Annotated in this window: 17 protein-coding genes; 11 read left to right on the top strand and 6 right to left on the bottom strand. The window is 71.9% G+C overall.

Annotation, left to right across the window (positions count from 1 at the left end; all coding sequences use genetic code 11):
* Nucleotides 1–36 precede the first annotated feature (36 nt).
* Nucleotides 37–699, bottom strand: coding sequence for a bifunctional DNA primase/polymerase (locus tag OHB41_RS21720; RefSeq protein WP_266706037.1), 663 nt, complete (start codon nucleotides 697–699; stop codon nucleotides 37–39).
* 297 nt (nucleotides 700–996) lie between these two features.
* On the opposite strand from OHB41_RS21720, the gene OHB41_RS21715 reads away from it, so the two are divergent.
* Nucleotides 997–2382 (top strand): NsdA family TPR-like regulatory protein, encoded by a 1386-nt coding sequence (locus OHB41_RS21715; protein ID WP_266699894.1) that lies wholly within the window; start codon nucleotides 997–999, stop codon nucleotides 2380–2382.
* A gap of 203 nt (nucleotides 2383–2585) precedes the next feature.
* Nucleotides 2586–4400, top strand: a complete 1815-nt coding sequence (locus tag OHB41_RS21710) for a hypothetical protein (RefSeq protein WP_266699893.1) — start codon at nucleotides 2586–2588, stop codon at nucleotides 4398–4400.
* 54 nt (nucleotides 4401–4454) lie between these two features.
* Here OHB41_RS21710 and OHB41_RS21705 read toward each other — a convergent pair whose 3' ends face one another.
* A complete protein-coding gene (locus tag OHB41_RS21705) occupies nucleotides 4455–5759 on the bottom strand; it encodes an ABC transporter substrate-binding protein (protein ID WP_266699892.1) in 1305 nt (434 codons plus the stop codon).
* 117 nt (nucleotides 5760–5876) lie between these two features.
* On the opposite strand from OHB41_RS21705, the gene OHB41_RS21700 reads away from it, so the two are divergent.
* Both OHB41_RS21700 and purU read left to right on the top strand, forming a co-directional pair.
* Nucleotides 5877–6377: an SCO4402 family protein gene (locus tag OHB41_RS21700; protein WP_266706035.1), complete on the top strand. Its 501-nt coding sequence runs from the start codon at nucleotides 5877–5879 to the stop codon at nucleotides 6375–6377.
* Nucleotides 6378–6449: 72 nt separating this feature from the next.
* The gene (purU, locus tag OHB41_RS21695) at nucleotides 6450–7331 is read left to right on the top strand and encodes a formyltetrahydrofolate deformylase (protein WP_266699891.1); all 882 of its coding nucleotides are present in this window, start codon (nucleotides 6450–6452) and stop codon (nucleotides 7329–7331) included.
* A gap of 308 nt (nucleotides 7332–7639) precedes the next feature.
* Here purU and OHB41_RS21690 read toward each other — a convergent pair whose 3' ends face one another.
* Both OHB41_RS21690 and OHB41_RS21685 read right to left on the bottom strand, forming a co-directional pair.
* Entirely contained in the window at nucleotides 7640–9166 is a 1527-nt protein-coding gene (locus tag OHB41_RS21690) for a zf-HC2 domain-containing protein (RefSeq protein WP_266699890.1), read from the bottom strand.
* On the bottom strand, nucleotides 9163–9744 hold the full coding sequence (locus OHB41_RS21685; RefSeq protein ID WP_266699889.1) for a sigma-70 family RNA polymerase sigma factor: 582 nt from the start codon (nucleotides 9742–9744) through the stop codon (nucleotides 9163–9165). The genes OHB41_RS21690 and OHB41_RS21685 overlap by 4 nt, the downstream gene beginning before the upstream one ends.
* A 361-nt stretch (nucleotides 9745–10105) precedes the next feature.
* Here OHB41_RS21685 and OHB41_RS21680 point away from each other — a divergent pair, with 361 nt between their 5' ends.
* Nucleotides 10106–10480 carry an STAS domain-containing protein gene (locus OHB41_RS21680; RefSeq protein WP_266699888.1) on the top strand — a complete coding sequence of 125 codons (375 nt, stop codon included), beginning with the start codon at nucleotides 10106–10108 and terminating at the stop codon, nucleotides 10478–10480.
* A gap of 206 nt (nucleotides 10481–10686) precedes the next feature.
* Entirely contained in the window at nucleotides 10687–11199 is a 513-nt protein-coding gene (locus OHB41_RS21675; protein ID WP_168528668.1) for an EF-hand domain-containing protein, read from the top strand.
* Here OHB41_RS21675 and OHB41_RS21670 read toward each other — a convergent pair.
* The gene (locus OHB41_RS21670; RefSeq protein ID WP_266699887.1) at nucleotides 11183–12715 is read right to left on the bottom strand and encodes a class I adenylate-forming enzyme family protein; all 1533 of its coding nucleotides are present in this window, start codon (nucleotides 12713–12715) and stop codon (nucleotides 11183–11185) included. The two genes, OHB41_RS21675 and OHB41_RS21670, sit on opposite strands and share 17 nt — an antisense overlap.
* Before the next feature lie 134 nt (nucleotides 12716–12849).
* Here OHB41_RS21670 and OHB41_RS21665 point away from each other — a divergent pair, with 134 nt between their 5' ends.
* The 4 genes from OHB41_RS21665 (at nucleotide 12850) to OHB41_RS21650 (ending at nucleotide 17136) form a co-directional block, all read left to right on the top strand.
* Nucleotides 12850–14043 (top strand): amidohydrolase family protein, encoded by a 1194-nt coding sequence (locus OHB41_RS21665; RefSeq protein ID WP_266699886.1) that lies wholly within the window; start codon nucleotides 12850–12852, stop codon nucleotides 14041–14043.
* 7 nt (nucleotides 14044–14050) lie between these two features.
* Nucleotides 14051–15205: an acyl-CoA dehydrogenase gene (locus tag OHB41_RS21660; protein ID WP_266699885.1), complete on the top strand. Its 1155-nt coding sequence runs from the start codon at nucleotides 14051–14053 to the stop codon at nucleotides 15203–15205.
* A 9-nt stretch (nucleotides 15206–15214) separates the two neighbouring features.
* On the top strand, nucleotides 15215–16183 hold the full coding sequence (locus OHB41_RS21655) for an acyl-CoA dehydrogenase family protein (RefSeq protein ID WP_266699884.1): 969 nt from the start codon (nucleotides 15215–15217) through the stop codon (nucleotides 16181–16183).
* 476 nt (nucleotides 16184–16659) lie between these two features.
* Complete coding sequence (locus OHB41_RS21650) at nucleotides 16660–17136, top strand: ATP-binding protein (protein ID WP_266699883.1); 477 nt, start codon at nucleotides 16660–16662, stop codon at nucleotides 17134–17136.
* A gap of 399 nt (nucleotides 17137–17535) precedes the next feature.
* Here OHB41_RS21650 and OHB41_RS21645 read toward each other — a convergent pair whose 3' ends face one another.
* On the bottom strand, nucleotides 17536–18471 hold the full coding sequence (locus tag OHB41_RS21645) for a cyclase family protein (protein WP_266699882.1): 936 nt from the start codon (nucleotides 18469–18471) through the stop codon (nucleotides 17536–17538).
* 96 nt (nucleotides 18472–18567) lie between these two features.
* Here OHB41_RS21645 and OHB41_RS21640 point away from each other — a divergent pair, with 96 nt between their 5' ends.
* The gene (locus OHB41_RS21640) at nucleotides 18568–19479 is read left to right on the top strand and encodes an SDR family NAD(P)-dependent oxidoreductase (protein WP_266699881.1); all 912 of its coding nucleotides are present in this window, start codon (nucleotides 18568–18570) and stop codon (nucleotides 19477–19479) included.
* Nucleotides 19480–19485: the final 6 nt, after the last annotated feature.

Here is a 19485-nt window from a genome sequence, read left to right as displayed (position 1 = left end):
GCCGGATCGGAGCCACGGTCCTACAGCCCTACCGTCCTACCGGTCCCGTCCACACGCGTAGGCGAGCGGCGAGATCAGTTCCTCCACGTCCGGCAGCCAGCGGTTGGCGGGCGTGGGGCGGCAGGCCCACTGCACGGCCCCCCGGGATCCGAACCGGGTCGGCGGGGCGGCGACGTACGAGCCCTCGCCGAGCGCGACGAGGTCGAGCGAGGCCGGAGGCCAGCCGAGCTTCCGTACGAGGTCGGGGACCTTCGCGGCGGCACCGGGGAGTACGAAGAAGTGCATGCGCCGGTTCGGGGCGCACGTGACCGGGCCGAGCGTCAGCTCCATCCGTTCCATGCGGGCGAGCGCGAGGAAGCCGGCAGACTCGGGCACGTCGATCGCGTCGAACGTACGCCCGGTGGGCAGCAGGATCGACGCCGTGGGCTGCTTCGACCACATGCGGCGGGCGACGGTCACGCTGCCGGTCGCCTGCGTGGCCCAGTCGTCATGCGTCGGATGCGCGCCGGGCGCCGGGCACCCGCCGTCGCCGCAGGAGCAACGGTGTGTGCCGTCGACGGCTTCCAGCCAGGCACCCGGGAACACTTCCCAGTGGCGTTCCTCGGCATATCGCACGGCGGTGTCCAGCAGCGATTCGCCGCGCTGCTTCGGGATCTGGGCGGCCTCGGGCCCCGCGATGGTCTCTTTCACGATGAACACAACTCTGGTGGCCACGGGGGGTTACGGGCGTCCCGTGCGCGGGGGAGGGGCATCGTTCCCGCATGTGGGGCGCATGGATGCACGGGTGGGGGCGCGCGTGGGGAACGGCAGCGGGGGGTGGGTAACCAGGGGAGGGGTCGGGCAACCGCCCTTACCCCGGCAATCCTCACATGTCTCGCATCTTCGGTATGTCTGCGGGGTATTGATCTTCGCGGCCGGCCTCGTTCCGTGTCGTCGGCCGGTGAGGACACGTCAAATCGGTGCGTGGGCAGGCACCGCAGCCACAGGGGGTACGCCATGGCCGCAAGGCCGCTCGTCGCGCGGCAGCCGAACGAACGACTGCAGGCGCTCATCCAAGAAGCGGGCTGTTCCAACGCCGGCCTGGCCCGCCGGGTCAACATGTGCGGCGCGGAGCACGGCCTCGACCTGCGCTACGACAAGACGTCCGTGGCCCGCTGGTTGCGCGGCCAGCAGCCGCGGGGGCGGGCGCCCGCGATCATCGCGGAGGCGCTGGGCCGCAAGCTCGGCCGTACGGTCACGATCGACGAGATCGGCATGGCCAACGGCAAGAACCTCGCGTCGGGCGTCGGCCTGCAGTTCTCGCCGACCGTCCTCGGCGCCATCGAGCAGGTCTGTGAGCTGTGGCGGAGCGACGTCGGGCGCAGGGACTTCCTGTCCGGCTCGTCCGTCGCCGCCTCCGCGCTCGTCGAGCCCAGCCGCGACTGGCTGATCTCCGCGCCGGACTCCCAGGTGGCGCGCGCGGCGGGCCCGCGGGTGGGGCTCTCGGACGTGGCGGCGGTCCGCGCGATGACGCAGGCCCTGGTGGACCTCGACCACCAGTACGGCAGCGGCCATGTGCGCCCGGTCGTCGTGCACTACCTCAACAGCGTGGTCTCCGGCCTGCTCGCGGGCTCCTACCGGGAGGCGGTCGGGCGCGAACTCTTCGCCGCCGTGTCCCGGTTGACGGAGCTCGCCGGCTACATGGCCATCGACACCGGTCAGCCGGGCCTCGCCCAGCGCTACTACATCCAGGCGCTGCGACTCGCGCAGGCGGCCGGGGACCGGGGGTACGGCGGCTACGTACTCGCAGCGTCCATGAGCCACTTGGCGGCGCAGCTCGGCAACCCGCGCGAGATCGCACAGTTGGCACGCGCCGCCCAGGAGGGCGCGCGGGGACGGGTGACACCCCGCGCGGAGTCGATGTTCCACGCCGCCGAGGCGCGCGGGCACGCGCTGTTGGGCGACGCGCGCGCCGCCCAGGTGGCGACCGGGCGCGCGGTCACCGCCCTGGAGTCCGCCGACCCGGCCTCGGGCGACGACCCGGCGTGGATCGCGCACTTCGACGAGGCGTATCTCGCCGACGAGTTGGCGCACTGCCACCGTGACCTGGGGCAGTCGGAGGCGGCCGCGCGGTGTGCGGAGGAGTCGCTGGCCGGGCATCCGGAGTCGCGGGCCCGCCGCCGCGCCATCGGCTATGTGCTGCTCGCCACCGCGCAGGTCCAGCAGCGCGAGGTGGAGCAGGCGTGTCATACGGGGCTGCGGGCGGTCGAGTTGCTGGGCACGCTGCGCTCCAACCGCGGCGCCGAGTACCTGGAGGACCTGCAGCAGCGCCTCGATCCGTACCGGGACGAGCCGGTGGTGAGGGAGTTCGGGGCAAGGCTGGAGCTGCAGGCGGCCGCGTGAACGTTTTGTACGCGGTGGTGTGAACGGCGGGAAAACGACGGCGTGGTGCGGGAGAGGAGGGGAATACAGCGCACGGCGGGGCGTATTCGTTACCCCGGTCACAGGGGGCGGGGGTGATGACCTGTGCTGCGTGGCACGGGCTCGTGGGGACCCGGTAGCGTGAGCCGACGATTCCGAAAGGTCCCCCATCAGTAGGAGTCCCGGTGACGCAGAGTGGACAGGGCGAGCAGCCCTCGGCGCGCCCCGCGCGTGAAGGCATCGTGCTGCCCTCCGACGGTGGCGAGCCGCTGCTGCCGGGCATGACGGGCGACCAGGCCGTTCCGGCGGGAGGCCGGTCCTGGGACCGGCCGTGGGGTCCCGACCCCGCGACCGCCCCCGCCCCCCAGCCCGGCGAGGGCTGGGGGCCGCAGGCGAACGGCGCCCAGGCCTGGGGCGAGGCCGGTGCGCACCAGCCCGCCGAGCCCGGCCCGGACTGGGGCGCCCACGACGTGTCCCAGGGTTCCGCCGGCTGGTCGGCGGGGCCGGACCAGGCCCCGGACGCGCGCTGGGGCACGTCCGGCGGGCAGGCACCGCAGCAGGGGCCCGGCGCCGGGCCCATGCCGGCCGAGGGCGCGCAGCCCCAGCCCTACGGCGGGCAGCAGTCACCGTCGTACGGCGGCCACGGGACGTCCTCGTACGAGAACGGCTCGTACGAGAACGGACAGGCGCAGGTGTACGGCGCTCAGGGCGGCCAGTCGCACGACGGGTACGCGGGAGCGGGCCCCATGGGCGCGCAGCCCGCGGACGGCCGGGCCGCCCCGCTGCCGCACGCCGTCGGCCCCGGTGCCCTTCCGCCCGCCGCCGACGAGGGCGCCACGCAGTACATCCCGCCCGTCCCGGCCGCCGACGAGGGCGCGACCCAGTTCCTTCCGCCGGTCGGGCCCGGCGCCCTGCCGCCCGAGGTGAGCGGGGGCGGCGCGCAGTTCCCGGGGCACGCGCCCCAGGGGATGCCCGGCGCCGGTTCGCCGCCTCCGGCCGCGAACCCGGACGCCGAGCCCACGCAGTACATGGCTCCGGTGCCCGCCGACGCGTCCGGGACGTCGTACGGGATACGCCCGGGCGGCCCGGAGGACCGGCAGCCGCCCGCGGAGTTCGACAATCTGTTCCGCACCGAGTCGGGCGCACCGGAAGGGCCGGCGTCCACGCAGCAGCTTCCGCGCTTCGAAGCACAGGCCCCGCACACCCCACAGACCCCGCACACCCCGTACGCCGCGCAGGCTCCGTATGGCGCGCAGGCTCCGTACGGTGCACAGGCTCCGTACGCCGCTCAGGCCCCGGGGGCACCCGGTGGACCGGGCGGGCGGGCCGCCACCCGGCGCGGCGCGGCCACCGAGGGCGGTGGCGGGCGCGGCGGCTCGCGCCTCCCGCTGATCGCCGCCGTCGGCATCGGCATCGTCGTGCTCGGTGTCGGCGCCGGTGCCCTGCTCAGCGGCGGTGGGAGCGGTGACAGCGCGCACGGCGGCAGCAAGAACGTGTCGGCGACGGCCGCCGCCACCGACGGTTCGGCGTCCGCGGGTGCCGACCCGGCCAAGGCGCAGGCCGTGGCGCTGGACAAGCTTCTCGCGGACAGCAACAACAGCCGTGACTCGGTCGTCAAGGCCGTCGAGAACGTGAAGGCGTGCAACAACCTGGGCCAGGCGGCCGGCGATCTGCGGGACGCGGCCAAGCAGCGCGCCGGGCTCGTCACCCGGCTCTCCGCCCTCTCCGTCGACAAGCTGCCGAACCACGCCGCGCTGACCAACGCGCTGAACAACGCGTGGAAGGCCTCCGCGTCGGCCGACAACCACTACGCGGCCTGGGCCGACCAGGTCGGTGGCAAGAAGGGCTGCAAGGGCGGTCACGCCCGCGCCACCGGCCAGACCCAGGCGGCCAACGCGGCCAGTGGCACCGCGAGTGCGCAGAAGTCGAAGGCCGCCGGGCTGTGGAACTCCATCGCGTCGAAGTACGGACTGACGCAGCGCACACCGATCCAGCTGTGAACACCCCTGGGGCCCGTCCCGCCGGATGATCCGGCGGGACGGGCCCCAGGCGTTTCAGTGCTGGTCCGCGTTCTCCAGTGTCTCCGACACGTCCCTGAATCTGCCGTCGTCGGCGGGGACCAGCTGACCCTGCCGCACCACCTGGAACGTGACATGGGCGTTGACCAGGCGCGGGAAGTCGACGGCCGCGATCAGGTCCTCGAAGCGCCAGCTGAGCGTCGGGGTGAGCCGGCCCGTCGTCACCTTGAGGCCGTTGTCGAGGGTCTGCCGGATCGCGCTCGAGGTCACGTCGCCGCCGAGCGACTCCACGATCTGCTTGAACACGTTGTACGCGATCCAGGTGGTCTGCACTCCGGCGTCCGCGGGGTCGATCCGGTTGTCGCCGAAGGCCTGTTCCTTGATGACCTTGTGCATCGGGTCCCAGCGCGGATCGCTGGCCACCGGGTACCAGCCGGTGACGTACGCGCCCTCGTACGGGCCGGACTTGCCGCCGCTGGCGTCGATCCGTGACTGGTCGACGCTGCCGAGCACCGTGCCCGTCCCCACCTTCGGATAGTCCCCGCGGCTGCGCCGGAAGGAGTCCATGAAGGTGTCCGTGCGGTCCCCCAGCGCCGTCACCACGCATCCGGTGCTCTGCGGGTTCGAGGTCGCGCGGTCGAGAGCGCGCTTGGCCTGCCCGGAGTACTCGGTCGCGTCCTCGGCGGCCCGCTGGTCGTCGGCGGCCGCGTGGCTCTCTTTCTTCAGACCCGAGTCGAGCAGCACCGGGAGCTGGTCGCCCGCGACGGTGTCGGGACGGATCAGGGACACCGGGCCGCACTTATTGCCGAGCTGCTGCCCGAGGCCGGCGAACAGCGCGGGCGCGCCGCCGTTGATCGGGTAGGAATCCGGGCTCGTGAACTCGTCGTCGGTGACGCCGTAGCCGCCGATGTACGGGATGCCGGCGGCCTCGAGCGGAGCCAGGAACGAGCGGCCGTGCTGGCTGTACGAGCCGACGACGGCGACCACGTTCTCCTTGGCCGCCCGCCGGGCGCACTGCGCGGCCCCGACCGTGTCGTTGTGGTCGTTGCAGGTCAGGACGGTGAGCTTGTGGCCCTTGATGCCACCGTGCGCGTTCACCCAGCGGGCGTAGGCCTGGGCCAGGGCGGGCATGCCGGGCTTGTTGGTCGCGGCGGTGTCCTGAGGAGCCCAGGTCATCACCTTGATGGTGTCGTCCCCGGAACCCCCCATGACACCGGGCACGACACCACAGCCGACGGCGATCGACGCGCACGCGGCCAGCGCGGCCGCGGACAGCAGCGTGGCCCTGGCACGTCGGGGGCGGGTGGGTGGGGCGGTGCGGGTACGTCGCCTGCCGGTCATGGACACGCACGATTCCCCCACATCACTAACCTGCGTGTGACCCGCGGTCAACGCCGGGTGACATCGAGGTGAAGGGGAGGGGTGGATGATCTGCTTTTCATGAAGAACGTACGATCGGTGACCGTGCAAGGTTCGGAGAACTCTTCCCGTCGCGGCCGTCGCTCCCCCACCATGGGCGGCATGCCACTGAACGACATGCCGTGGTGGCGCTGGCGCAGCAATGTGCGCTCCGCGCTGCACATGCTCTCCGACCCCGCCTTCCAGCGTGATGTCTGGCTGGCCGGCGTCGACGGATACGGGGACGTCACCGATGCCGTGTACCGGCTGGTCGAGGACACCTGGCTGGACAACTGGTCCGCCGAGAAATACGTCGGCACGATCTTCCGGGACTCCCAGGAAGCGGCCCTCGTCGACACCGCGGTGCTCCGCGTCCTGCGGATCATGCACCAGGTCGGTCCCGACGCTCCCGTCTCCGCGTACGTCGACCACGCCGCCTGGCCGGAGGCGGTGCGGGCGGCGCGTGACGCGCATGTCCGGCTGGCCTCGAGCGACGGCGAGGACCCCGATGTCCCGCCGCGGACGCTGGAGGTACTGCGGATCATGACGCGCTCGGTGTAGCGCCTCGGCGCGGGCGTCCGCGTGGCGGGACGGTCGTCCGTCGCGGGGCCCCGGTATGAAACCCTGTGCCGCATGAACGAGCAGTCCGTGCGCGCCGCCGAGCCCGCCGAGCAGTACGTCCTGACCCTCTTCTGCCCGGACAAGAAGGGGATCGTGCACGCCGTGTCGAGCTACCTCTTCATGACCGGCTGCAACATCGAGGACAGTCAGCAGTTCGGCGACCACGACACGGGCCTGTTCTTCATGCGCGTCCACTTCTCGGCGGAGTCGCCGGTGACCGTGGACAAGCTGCGGGCGACCTTCGCGGCCATCGGTGACTCCTTCCACATGGACTGGCAGATCCACCGGGCCGAGGACAAGATGCGCATCGTCCTCATGGTCAGCAAGTTCGGCCACTGCCTGAACGACCTGCTGTTCCGGGCGCGGACGGGGGCGTTGCCCGTCGAGATCGCGGCCGTGGTGTCCAACCACACGGAATTTGCCGAGCTCGTGAACTCGTACAACATTCCCTTCCACCACATTCCGGTGACCAGGGACACCAAGGCGCAGGCCGAGGCGGAGCTGTTGGAGCTGGTCAGGGCCGAGGACGTCGAACTGGTCGTCCTGGCCCGCTACATGCAGGTGCTCTCCGACGACCTGTGCAAGCAGCTCAGCGGCCGGATCATCAACATCCACCACTCCTTCCTGCCGAGCTTCAAGGGCGCCAAGCCGTATCACCAGGCGCATGCCAGGGGCGTCAAGCTCATCGGCGCCACCGCGCACTACGTCACCGCGGACCTCGACGAGGGGCCGATCATCGAGCAGGAGGTCGAGCGGGTCGCCCACGACGTGACCCCCGACCAACTCGTCGCTCTCGGCCGGGACGTGGAGTGCCGGGCGCTGGCGCGGGCGGTGAAGTGGCACGCGGAACGCCGCATCCTCCTGAACGGCCGCCGCACGGTCGTCTTCGCGTAGCTCGGGCCGCTCCTGCCTGGGGGCTGCCGCCCAGAGATTCCCGCTTCGGCCTGAACGGCCTCGTCCTCAAACGCCGGACGGGCTGAGGGTGCGAGCCGACGCCGAAAGCCTGACGCCCGAGCCGGAACGATCCCGCGCGCGTGCACCATCCGGCGCAGGCCCGCATCTCCAGCCGTCCGGCGTTTGAGGACGAGCCCTTCGGGCGATGGCGGGGGTCCAGGGGGCGCAGCGCCCCTGGCGGGGTCTGGGGCGGAGCCCCCAGGGACGGGTCGGGTAGGGGCGGCGGGGGCGAGAACCGCCCCCGTCGCCTACATCCGGCTCAACGCCGCCGCGGCGAACAGCACATCCCTGATCGCCTCCCGGTCACCGACCTGCCCCGCCGCAGCCTCCTCCGGCGACACATGTCCGGCCGCCAGCCGGCAGAACTCCACTCCGTCCAGCGCGACATGAGCGACCTCGTGCTCGGCGGACGCCTCAGCGGCCGGCGAGTCGAGCGGAATCAGCCACTCCCCACCCCCGGCCCCCTCGATCTCCAGCCGGAGACTGCGCCCGGGCGCCCCCGCCGCGACCAGATGACGCGACGCCGGAGCCGCCCGCCCCGCCCGCCGCCGCTCGGCCAGCGACATGGGCAGCATCCGCGCCGCGAGATCGATCATCCGGTGCAGATGCCGCGGCGCCGGCGGCTCGTACGGGTAGTCCACCGCGTCCGCGATGTCCCCGGCGTGCATCCAGCACTCGAAGGCCCGGTCCAGCATCGAGTCACGGAGCGGCAGCGCGAAGCCGCCGTAGGACACGGCGAGCCGCCCGGAACCCCCACCCGCGAACGCCACCGTGCGGACGAGATGGTGGCTCTGTTCCCGCCAGGGCCCGCGCACGGCGCGGGTGGGCGGGAAGTGCGAGGCACGCCAGTAGGCCTCGGTGCGCCCGGAGGGTGTGGCGGCCTCCGGTGCGGGCAGGTCCAGCCCCTCCGCCGGGCCGGCCGCCTCGGCCCGTACTCGCGCGGCGACCCCGCCGAGCGGGTCGTCCAGTCCCAGCGCGACCCCGACCAGCCCGTCCACGCTGAGCAGATGCGCGATCACTCCGGCGACCGTCGTCCGACGGCTCACGGGCCCGTCGTTCTCGAACCAGCGCAGCCGCACCGGGGCATGCCACTCCGCGTCCGCTATGTCCTGCAGCAGTGCGTCGAGCCGCGCGGTCTCCGAGTCGTAGGGTGCCGCCCACTCGGGCACCGGGATGCGCGGCGGACGCCGGTCGAGGCAGCTCTCCAGGACCCGGGTGCGCAGGGCGGGGTCGAGGTCGAGGCTCTCCGGCGGGTGCAGCAGCCCGACCGCCCCGCGCAGCCGCAGTGCCTCGTCCGCGCACGTTCCGCACTCCCCGAGGTGTTCCTCGACCGCGGCGGTCTCCTCCGCCGAACACGCGGCCAGCGCCCACGCGCCGAGCAGGGACTTCAGCACCCGGTGCTCCAGGACGAGCGGCACGGGCGCGGGCAGGGGCAGTCCGGTGTCCTCGACGGACGAACGCGGCGTCGGTATGCGCGACGGCTGCCCGGTCCCGGCGGAACCGCCCGAACCGGGGCGGTCCGCGGCACCGCGGTCCCCGGCACGGGCGCCCCCGGCACCGGCACCGGCGCCGCGGGCATCGCCGACATCGCTGTCACCGCCTTCGGAACCAGCGGGACCACGGCTCTTCCCCTCGTGCGACGACGTCTCGTCTTCCTTCCCCCGGCGCTCCCTCTCCTCGCGCTCCGGATGCTCGCCGTGCTCCACGCGCTCCTGTGACCCCTTGCCGCCCTCGTGCTCGTCGAAGGCGTCGGACCGGCCCGCTCCTTCGGTCACCGCGCACCCCCGAACCCGGGCGGCGTGCCGGAGGACCCGGCGTCGTGGGCGGTGGACAGCAGCTGCAGGCCGAGGCGGAGCCGGCGCCGGGCCTCGTCCTCGGTGACGCCGAGGTCGGCGGCGGCCTGGCGGTAGTCGCGGCGCTGGAAGTACGCCAGGTCCAGCGCGGCCCGCAGCGGGGTGGGCATGGACGTGACGATGTAGTCCGCTCGGGCGGCGACGGACGCACTGCGCACCTTGCGCTCCAGGTCCTCGGTGGTGCCCCCGCCCTCCAGGGCGAGCGCGGCGGTCTCGGTCGCGCGCAGCCGCTGCACGGCGAGCCGATGGGTCAGTGTGGCGACCCAGGAGCGCAGCGGGCCCTGCTTCGGGTCGTACGACTCGGGGTTCTCCCAGACATGGACGAACACCTCGCGGGTGATCCCGTCGGCGGCCCGCTCGTCGCCGAGCACGCGGTGCGCGAGGCCGTGCACCAGCGAGGCGAACCGGTCGTAGAGCTCACCGAGCGCCGCCGCCTCCCCGCGTGCGAGCCGCTGCTGCATCTTGCGGTCCCAGCGGGGCGGTGCGTCCTTCGCCGCCATACGGCCCCCTCACCCCTGCTCGTGCCCGGTGTGTCGGTGCGTGTCCAGCCTGTACGCATCGCTGTCTCGAATGTAGTCGGCACGTCGGACAGCGCACGCCCCTTTACGCCAACGTGCGCCCCTGGGCGGCCTGGGAATGGTAAAAGCCCCTCACTTCACCCCGCACACTCGATCGAATAAGACCGTACGTGACCGACATGCGACCGAAACAGTTCGCTCGTTCAGCATTTTCGACCGTAGACCGACGTTTCATCGATCGCGGTCCGGTGTTTCATGGAACGACGGTTGGGCAGCCGCGCTGAAAGGAAGCGTAGGAACTGCTTCCGTTTCCTGGTGGGCGAGGCGAGCGAGAGGCGACGCGGTGACGCTCAAGGTGACCGACGGCGAACTGGGCGGATGGGCCGTGCTCCGGGTGTCGGGCGAGATGGATCTCGCGACGTCACCGGTGCTGCGCCAGCGGGTGCACGACGCGGTGGCGGAAGGCCGACGCAGCCTGGTCCTCGACCTCTCCGAGGTCCTCTTCTGCGACTCCAGCGGTGTCGGCGTCCTGATCGCCACCCGCCGGCTGGTCCGCTCCTGTCAGGGCCGGCTGCGCCTGATCCTGCCGGCCCAGGGTGCCGCCGACGGCTCGCACGTCAACCGTGTCCTCGCGGCCCTCGGCGTCCGCCGTCTCTTCGACGTCTATGCGGACGCCCTCACGGCCGTCGACGAGGAGTCGAGCCCGCTCTCGGCCTGAAGGTCCCACGAGCCACGCCCCCCGTCCGATCGGCGGCGCGGTGCGCCGCGGAGTTGTCCAAGAATTCCTGCGGTCTTGGTACAAGCGTCGTTTTCCGGCTCCCTTCGCGGCCGGGTCGTCGTACGCTCCCTGCCAGGTGAACCCGCAGTCCGGCACAGAGTTCCGGCACAGAGTCCGGCTGAGTTGTAAGGCGGTCCGAGAAGACCATGGTCAGTACCGAGTACGAACGCAGGATTGCCGCCCGCTTCGCAGGCTTCGACCAGGACGGCAACGGCTACATCGACCGGGAGGACTTCAACGCGGCGGCGAAGTCCGTCCTCGCCGAGTTCGGTACGGCGGCCCGGTCCGACAAGGGCCAGGCCCTGTACGTGGGCGCGGAGGCGTTCTGGCAGGGCATGGCGGGGATAGCGGACCGTGACGGAGACCAGCGCATCAACCGGGAGGAGTTCGTGAACGGCGCCGTGAAGCGGCTCCGGGACAATCCCGACCGCTTCGGGGAGATCGCCCGCCCCTTCCTGCACGCGGCCCTCGCCGTCGCGGACACCGACGGGGACGGAGCGGCCACGGTCGAGGACGCCGAGCGCGTGCTCAGGGCCCTGGGCGTGAGCGACGAGATCGCCGCCCTGGCCGCCGGGGCCCTCGACACGGACGCCGACGGCCGGATCGGCGAGTCGGAGGTCGTGACCGCCTTCGCCCGCTACTTCACGGTGCCGGAGTAGCCCCCGCCGACCCGGCGGGCCCCGAGAACCGCTCCCGGAGCCGGTACTTCAGCACCTTCCGCAGCGTCTCGTTGCGCGGAAGGGCCTCCAACACCTCCAGCTGCTCCGGCAGCTTGTGTACGGAGAGCCCTTCCGCGCGCAGGTACGCGACCGCGGCCGCGAGCGTCAGCGGCGCCGACCCGGGTGGCTGTTCGACCACCGCGCAGACCCGTTCCCCGCGTTCGGCGTCCGGCAGGCCGATCACCGCGACGTCACCGACGGCCGGGTGCCGGTGCAGCAGATCCTCGATCTCCTTCGCCGAGATGTTCTCGCCCTTGCGGATGATGACGTCCTTCAGGCGCCCGGTCAGGACGAGGTGCCCGCTCTCCGTCAGATGTCCCACGTCACCCGTGATCAGGAACCCGTCCGCGTCGAAGGCCTCGGCGGTCTGCGCCGGGTCCAGGTATCCCTGACAGACGGCCTCCCCGCGCAGCCGTACCTCCCCGTCCACGATCCGTATATCCATGCCCTCCGGAGGCCTGCCCTCCGTGGTCGCCAGGTTCTCGGCGGTGTCGTCCGGAGCCCCCATGGTGATCATCGGGACCTCGGTCATCCCGTACCCGTGGGTGAGCTGCACGCCCATCTCCCGCACGACACGGTGGTAGACCTCGGGCGGCTTGGGCGCTCCGCCGCCGGCCAGCAGCCGCAGCGTCGGGATCACCGGCCGCTCGGGCCGCTTGCGCTGCTCGGCGAGGAACATCGAGTAGAAGGCCGTCGAACCGCCCGCCACCGTCACCCCGTGCGCGCGGTAGTCCTTCAGCGCCGCGGGCAGCGCGAAGTGCTCGAACATCACCGCGGGGAATCCGTACAGCAGCAGCATCACGGTGTAGTCGGGCCCGGCGATGTGCGCGTACGGGAAGGCCATCGAGCCCACGTCCTCGGCCGACAGCCGCAGCGCGTGCGCCAGGCAGGAGCCGCCCGCGATCAGCGAACGGTCCGTGTGCAGGACGCCCTTGGGGTCGGAGGTGGTGCCCGAGGTCCAGTAGATCCAGCGCACGGAGGTGCCGTCGGCCGGCGGTGGCGGGAGGACGCCGGGATCACCGTCCGGCAGCACGTCGTACGCCTCGAAGACGCCCTTCGCGCCGAGCCGCCGCGCCATCGCCGTGTGGTCGAAGCCCCGCCACTCGCCCGGTACGGCGAAGTACTCGGCCCGGGACTCCCGCAGCGCGAAGCCGACCTCGCGGTCCCGGTAGAAGGGGATCACGGGGGACTGGACGGCGCCCAGCCGCGCCAGCGCGAAGGACAGCACGGCGGTCTCGATGCGGGTGGGCAGCTGCCAGGCGACCACCGTGCCGGGGCGTACGCCCCGGTCGTACAGGCCCGCCGCCACCCGCTCGGCCCGCTCCCGCAGGGCGCCGAAGCTCAGCGTGCGGTCGCCCTGGAGGAGGACGGGCCGGTCGGGGGTGAGGCCGGCGCGGCGGTCGACCAGTTCCCAGAGGGTGCGCGAGGCGCCCAGAGCGTGTGCGGTGTCGTTCACGACGGCCCCCTGTAGCTGACGGGTTGTCAGATCCAAGCGGGAGCGTAGGCCGCACCGCCTTGTCGGTCCATAGGTGCGGAGCTAGCCTGCTATCTGATGGGTCATCAGATACGTATGCCAGGCGGAGGCCACTCATGACGGAACTGCCGCGGATCGTCAGCGTCGACGACCACGTGATCGAGCCCGCGCACCTCTTCGAGACCTGGCTGCCCGCGAAGTACCGGGACCGCGGGCCCAAGCCCCTCACGGCCGGCATCGGCGAGCTCGCCTACGTCGCCGGCAAGTACCGGATCACGATGGACCCGGACGGGCCGCCCACCGACTGGTGGATCTACGAGGACCTCAAGTTCCCGTACAAGCGCAACATCGCCGCCGTCGGCTTCGACCGCGACGAGATGACCCTGGAGGGCATCACCCGCGCGGAGATGCGGCGCGGCTGCTGGGACCCCGCCGAGCGCCTCAGGGACATGGACCTCAACCACGTCGAGGCCAGCCTCTGCTTCCCGACCTTTCCGCGCTTCTGCGGCCAGACCTTCGCCGAGGCGCACGACAAGGAGGTGGCCCTGGCCTGCGTGCGCGCCTACAACGACTGGATGGTCGAGGAGTGGTGCGGTGACAGCGGCGGCCGGCTGATCCCGCTCTGCCTCATCCCGCTGTGGGACATCGACCTGGCCGTCGCGGAGATCCGGCGCAACGCGGAGCGCGGCGTGCGGGCGGTGACCTTCTCCGAGATCCCCACCCACCTCGGCCTGCCCTCCATCCACTCCGGCCACTGGGACCCGTTCTTCGCGGTCTGCCAGGAGACCGGCACGGTCGTGAACATGCACATCGGGAGCAGCAGCCAGATGCCCGCCGCCTCCCCGGACGCGCCGCCCGCCGTCCAGGCGTCGCTGTCCTTCAACAACGCGATGGCCTCGATGATGGACTTCCTCTTCAGCGGCGTCCTGGTGAAGTTCCCGCGCCTCAAACTCGCGTACTCCGAAGGCCAGATGGGCTGGATCCCGTACGCCCTGGAGCGCGCCGACGACGTCTGGGAGGAGCACCGCGCCTGGGGCGGCGTCAAGGACCTCGTCCCGGAGCCCCCGTCGACGTACTACTACCGCCAGATCTTCTGCTGCTTCTTCCGCGACAAGCACGGCGTCGCGTCCCTGGACGTCGTCGGCCGCGACAACGCCACCTTCGAGACCGACTACCCGCACGTCGACTCGACCTTCCCGCACACCAAGGAGGTCGCCCTCGACCATGTGAAGGGCCTCGACGACGAGACGGTCCACAAGCTGATGCGCGGCAACGCGATCCGCATGCTGGACCTCGACCTCGACAGGTAGCCGGCCCGTGGACCTCACGTACACCGCCGAGGAGGAGGAGTTCCGGGCCCGGCTGCGCGAGTGGCTCGCCAAGACGCTCCCGGCGCTGCCCCCGAAACCCTCCCTGGGCGACTGGCCCGGCCGGCGCGCGTACGACCTCGGGTGGCAGCGGACGCTGTACGACGCCGGGTACGCCGGACTGCACTGGCCCCTCGACGCCGGGGGCCGGGGAGCCACGCCGGTCCAGCACCTCATCTACCTGGAGGAGACGGAGAAGGCGGGCGCCCCCTACGTAGGGGCCAATTTCGTCGGGCTGCTGCACGCCGGGCCGACCATCGCGGCCGAAGGGACCACCGAGCAGCGGGCCCGCTGGCTGCCGCCCGTGCTGCGCGGTGAGGAGGTCTGGTGCCAGGGGTTCAGCGAGCCGGACGCGGGCTCGGACCTCGCGGCGCTGCGCACGCGCGCGTGGCGGGACGGCGACGACTACGTGGTGAGCGGGTCCAAGATCTGGACGTCCCACGCGGAGGTCGCCGACTGGTGCGAGCTGCTGGTGCGCACCGACCCGGACGCGCCCAGGCACCGCGGCATCTCCTGGCTCGCGATGTCCATGGACGCCCCCGGGATCACCGTCCGCCCGCTGCGCACGCTCGCGGGGTCGGCCGAGTTCGCGGAGGTCTTCCTCGACGAGGTGCGGATACCGGTCGCCCACCGCGTCGGCGCCGAGAACGACGGCTGGCGCGTGACGATGGTGACGTTGTCGTACGAACGCGGTACCGCCTTCGTCGGCGAGGTCGTGGCGTGCCGGCGGGTCCTGGGCGAGCTCGCCCACGCGGCGCGCGGCAACGGCCGCTGGGACGATCCGGCGCTGCGGCGGTGGCTGGGCCGGCTCAACGCCGAGTTCCGCGCGCTGTGGCGGCTCACCCAGTGGAACGTGAGCGAGGCGGAGCGGACGGGGGGCGTGCCGGGCGTCGGCGGCTCGGTCTTCAAGCTGCGGTACTCGCACGCGCGCCAGGAGCTGTACGACGCCGCCGCCGAGGTCCTCGGCCCGGAGGCGCTGGACCTGGAGCAGGAGTGGACCCGCGACCGCCTCACGTCCCTGTCGTACACCATCGCGGCCGGCACGTCGCAGATCCAGCGCAACATCGTGGCCGAACGCATCCTGGGTCTGCCGAAAGGGCGGTGAACTCACTCCGTGGACTTCCAACTCACCGAGGACCAACGCGCCTTGCGGGACGGCGTACGGGCCCTGCTGGCGGGCCGTTTCGGGCCGGAGGCGCTGCGGACGGCGGTGGCCCGCGGCGGCCGGGGCCTCGACCGGGCACTGTGGCGGGAGCTGGGCGAGGCGGGCTTCTTCTCGCTCCGGCTGCCGGAGGCGGACGGCGGTGTCGGACTCGGGCTGCCCGAGGCGGTACTGGCGTTCGAGGAGGCGGGCCGGGTGCTGCTCCCGGGCCCCCTGGTCGCGACGCATCTCGCGGCCGGCGAGGTGGCCGGGGCGGCGACCGGCGAGACGGTGGTCACCGCCGTGTACGGCGGCCTCGTGGAGTGGCTGGACGAGTCCGACGCCGTACGGGACGGCGCCGGGGGCCCGGCCGGGGACGGCGCCGCCGGTGCCGTCCCGCTCACCTCGGTGGACCCGCTGACACCGCTGCACCGGGTCCCCGGGACCTTCCCCACCGATCCCACCGCCCATGCGGGCCCCGTGGGTGACACCGGCCCCACCGGGCCCCCTCGCCCCCCGGATCACCTCGCCACCCTCCTCACCGCCGCCGAACAGCTCGGCAACGCCGCCCGGACCTGTGAGAGGGCGGTGCAACACGCCCGGACCCGCCAGCAGTTCGGGCAGCCGATCGGAGCCTTCCAGGCGGTCAAGCACCTGTGCGCGCGGATGCTGGTGCGGGTGGAGCTGGCCCGGGCAGCGGTCTACGCGGCCGCCGTGACCGCCGACCCCATGGACATCGCGGCGGCCCGGCTGCTCGCCGACGACGCCGCCGTGCGCGGCGCCCGCGACTGCCTCCAGGTGCACGGCGGTATGGGCTTCACCTGGGAGTCCGACGTCCACCTCTATCTCAAGCGGGCATGGGTGCGGACCCGGCGAGGCGGTTCGGCTACGGTGAGTGAGGAGTTGCTGGCGCGCGATCTGGTGGCCGGAGCGGGCCGATGAGGCTCTGTCCAGGGGGGCTGCGGGACGAGTCGCGCCGGATGTCACTGATCGTGGCATATAGGCATCACAGAGCGTTGATACCGGGTTGTGTCCTACGCGTGACTTGTCACGGCCTGGAGTCGGCGCCGGGCTCCGGTACCTTGTGTGGGATGCGAGTGGTTCCGAGACTGAGCCATCCCGGTGTTGCCCCTGAGGCCGCGCCGGATCCGGCGATGCTCGCCGTTCGCGAGGCGGTCCGGGACCCCGTGACCGCCTGTTCGACTCCCCGTGGCGAGCGTCGCACAGTATCCCGCACGCGTACTCCTTCGCGCTGGAATATGCCCGAAGCGCTTGTTGGGGTGACTGTACGTCAACCATGCTGTCTCTCAAGGGAATCACGTTCTGTGATCCTGGTTCTGGTCATGCAGGCCATGGCCACGATCGTGGCCCTGGTGAGGCGCGAGGCGATGTGTCCGCCGGTTCGGATGGTGTGAGCGGTGCAGGTGCTTCAAGTGCAGCTGGAGATCCGGCCCGACCCCGCGGAGGTGGGGCGAGCCCGGAGATGGGCCCGGTCGAGGCTCGCCGGATCAGGCATAGAGGCCGATGAGCCGCTCGCCGAGACGCTGATCCTGCTCGTCTCCGAACTCGTCACCAACGCCGTGGTGCACACCGGGTGTCCGGCCGTGCTGCGGCTCTCCCTGCCGGGCGTCCCCGGTGAGTCGCTGGGCACGGTCCGCCTTGAGGTGGCCGACTCCAGTGACTGCCCCCCGCGGCCCCGGCACGCGGAGGGTGACGAGACCAACGGCCGCGGCCTGGAGCTGGTCGACGGACTCGCGGATCGCTGGGGCTGGAACCCCGAGGGCGTCGGCAAGAGCATCTGGTGCGAGGTGGACCGCTGTACGACGGCGGCGAGGGCCTCGGCCGCGTACGTGACCTACCAGGGCTTCGCCTACGAGGCCTACGAAGCCGTCTGACGCGTACACGGTTCGTGCATGTATGCAGGAAACCCGGGCCGCCGGCAGCGGGCCGTGCCCAATGCGCCGGGCTGTGCTTCTCTGCGCGCCGACACAAAGGGCGCATAAGTGATAATCCCCCGAACGGGTGTTGACGTGACGTGTCCGTTTGATCACGCTTATGGGTAGCGATGCGCGGCGAGGGGACGGCGAGGGTTCCGGTGACGGGAGCCCTTGGCGAGTGCGGATCGCGATTCGGCGTCGGCTCCCAAGGGGTCTTGTGGGGCAGGGTGGGTGCGCCGGAGCCGGATGGCGGCGCGCGTTGCCGTGCTCGGGGCGAGCAGTGGCGCGCCGCCAGTCGACTCCTTCTGCTGCTTTCCGTCGCTCTTTCCCGGCTTTTCCCGTGCATCCCCGTGCCCTCTACAGCAGGGCGACGGGGGCGACCGGCGTGCCCGTGCCGCCGACGAAGGGCTCGGGCATCGCCGACAGCAGGAAGGAATAGCGCCCTTCTTGTCCACAGGCTGTGGACAACTCTTCGAGATTCCAGTTCTGGCCCTGCAGCATCCCCATCTCGATCAGGTCGAGCGCGTGCACGGGCAGCCAGAGGTCCTCGATCTCGGGAGGGAAGATCTCGAACGTGAGGGTGTCGTTCGCGACGGCCGCGACCTCGTGCGCGTGGAACCACTCCGGTGTACGGACGGAGAGGCCGGGTGACGGATACCCGTACCCGTGCTTGTCGCCCGCCAGATAGACCTGGATCTGACCGGTCCGTACGAGCACGATGTCCCCCGCCCGCACCCGGGTGCCGGCCAGTTCCTCGGCCGCGTCCAGATCCTCGGGGGTCACGGCGTGCCCGCCGTCGAGGCGGTCGACGCCCCGGGCGCGGGCGACGTCCAGCAGGACGCCCCGCGAGACGATGTGCCGGGGCTTGTCGATGCCGCCGAACGCGGCGCCACCGTGCGGGGTGATCGTGTCGGCCGGACGGCCGTTGTAGAGCTTCCCCGAGTGCGAGACGTGGGTCAGCGCGTCCCAGTGGGTCGCGGCCTGAAGGCCCAGAGTCACGGCGTCGTCGCTGCACGCGACGGTGCCGGGGCCGAAGATCTCCTGGTTGATCTGCACCATGACGTGCAGCGGATTGACCCGCCCGGGGATCATTCCGGTCTGCACCCCGTCCTGCTGGAGGGGGAGCGCGAGGGGGATGCGGCGGCCCGAGCGGACGCCCGCCGCGGCCCGGCGCACCACCTCGTCGGTGATGAGGTTCAGGGTCCCGATCTCGTCGTCGGCACCCCAACGCCCCCAGTTGTTCACGCGCTTCGCGATCTCGTGGAAGGCCGGGTGCAGCGTCGGCAGTGACATGAGTCCTCCCCGAGGGCTTGTCTCCGGGTATCTGACGGGTCGTAGAATCCGAGTTGAATCTAACGGACCGTCAGAAACTGCGGGAAGGGGCCGGACGTGGGGAACTTCTTGGCGGGCCAGGTCGTCGCCGTGACGGGAGCGGGTCGCGGCATCGGCCGCGCCGTCGCGCTCGCCGCGGCCGGTGAAGGGGCGCGCGTCGTCGTCAACGACTACGGGGTCTCGGTCGAGGGCGCCGAGCCGGCGAGTTCGGTCGCCGAGGCCGTGGTCAAGGAGATCGAGGCGGCGGGCGGGGAAGCCGTCGCGGTGGCCGACGACATCTCCACGATGGCGGGCGGGCAGCACGTCGTCGACGCGGCGCTCACGGCGTACGGGCGGATCGACGGAGTCGTGTGCGTGGCCGGGATCCTGCGCGAGCGGATGCTGTTCAACATGTCCGAGCAGGAGTGGGACCCGGTCGTGGCCACCCATCTGAAGGGCACGTTCACCGTCTTCCGGGCGGCCTCGGCCGTCATGCGCACCCAGGGCTCGGGAACGCTGATCGGCTTCACCAGCGGCAATCACCAGGGCTCCGTGGCGCAGGCCAACTACAGCGCGGCCAAGGGCGGGATCATCTCGCTGGTCCGCAGCGCGGCACTCGGCCTGCACAAGTACGGGGTGACGGCGAACGCGGTCGCACCGGTCGCCCGCACCCGCATGTCGGCCAACGTCCCCATGGAACTGACGGAGATCGGCGAACCGGAGGACGTCGCCGCGCTGGTGGTCTACCTGCTGTCGGACCGCGCCCGGCAGGAACGGATCACCGGGCAGGTGTACACGATCGCCGGACCGAAGATCGCGGTGTGGGCGCAGCCGCGGGAACTGCGGGCCGGGTACGCGGAGGGCGCCTGGACCCCGGAGCGGATCGCGGACTTCCTGCCGGGCACGGTGGGGGTGGATCCGATGCCGCTGCTGGAGCGGGTGGAGGCGATGGCGCGGGCGGCGGCGGAGAAGTCGCGGCCGAACGCGTGAGGGTGC

The organism is Streptomyces sp. NBC_01571, from assembly GCF_026339875.1.
GTDB lineage: Bacteria > Actinomycetota > Actinomycetes > Streptomycetales > Streptomycetaceae > Streptomyces.
This window is presented reverse-complemented; position numbering and strand designations above follow the sequence as displayed.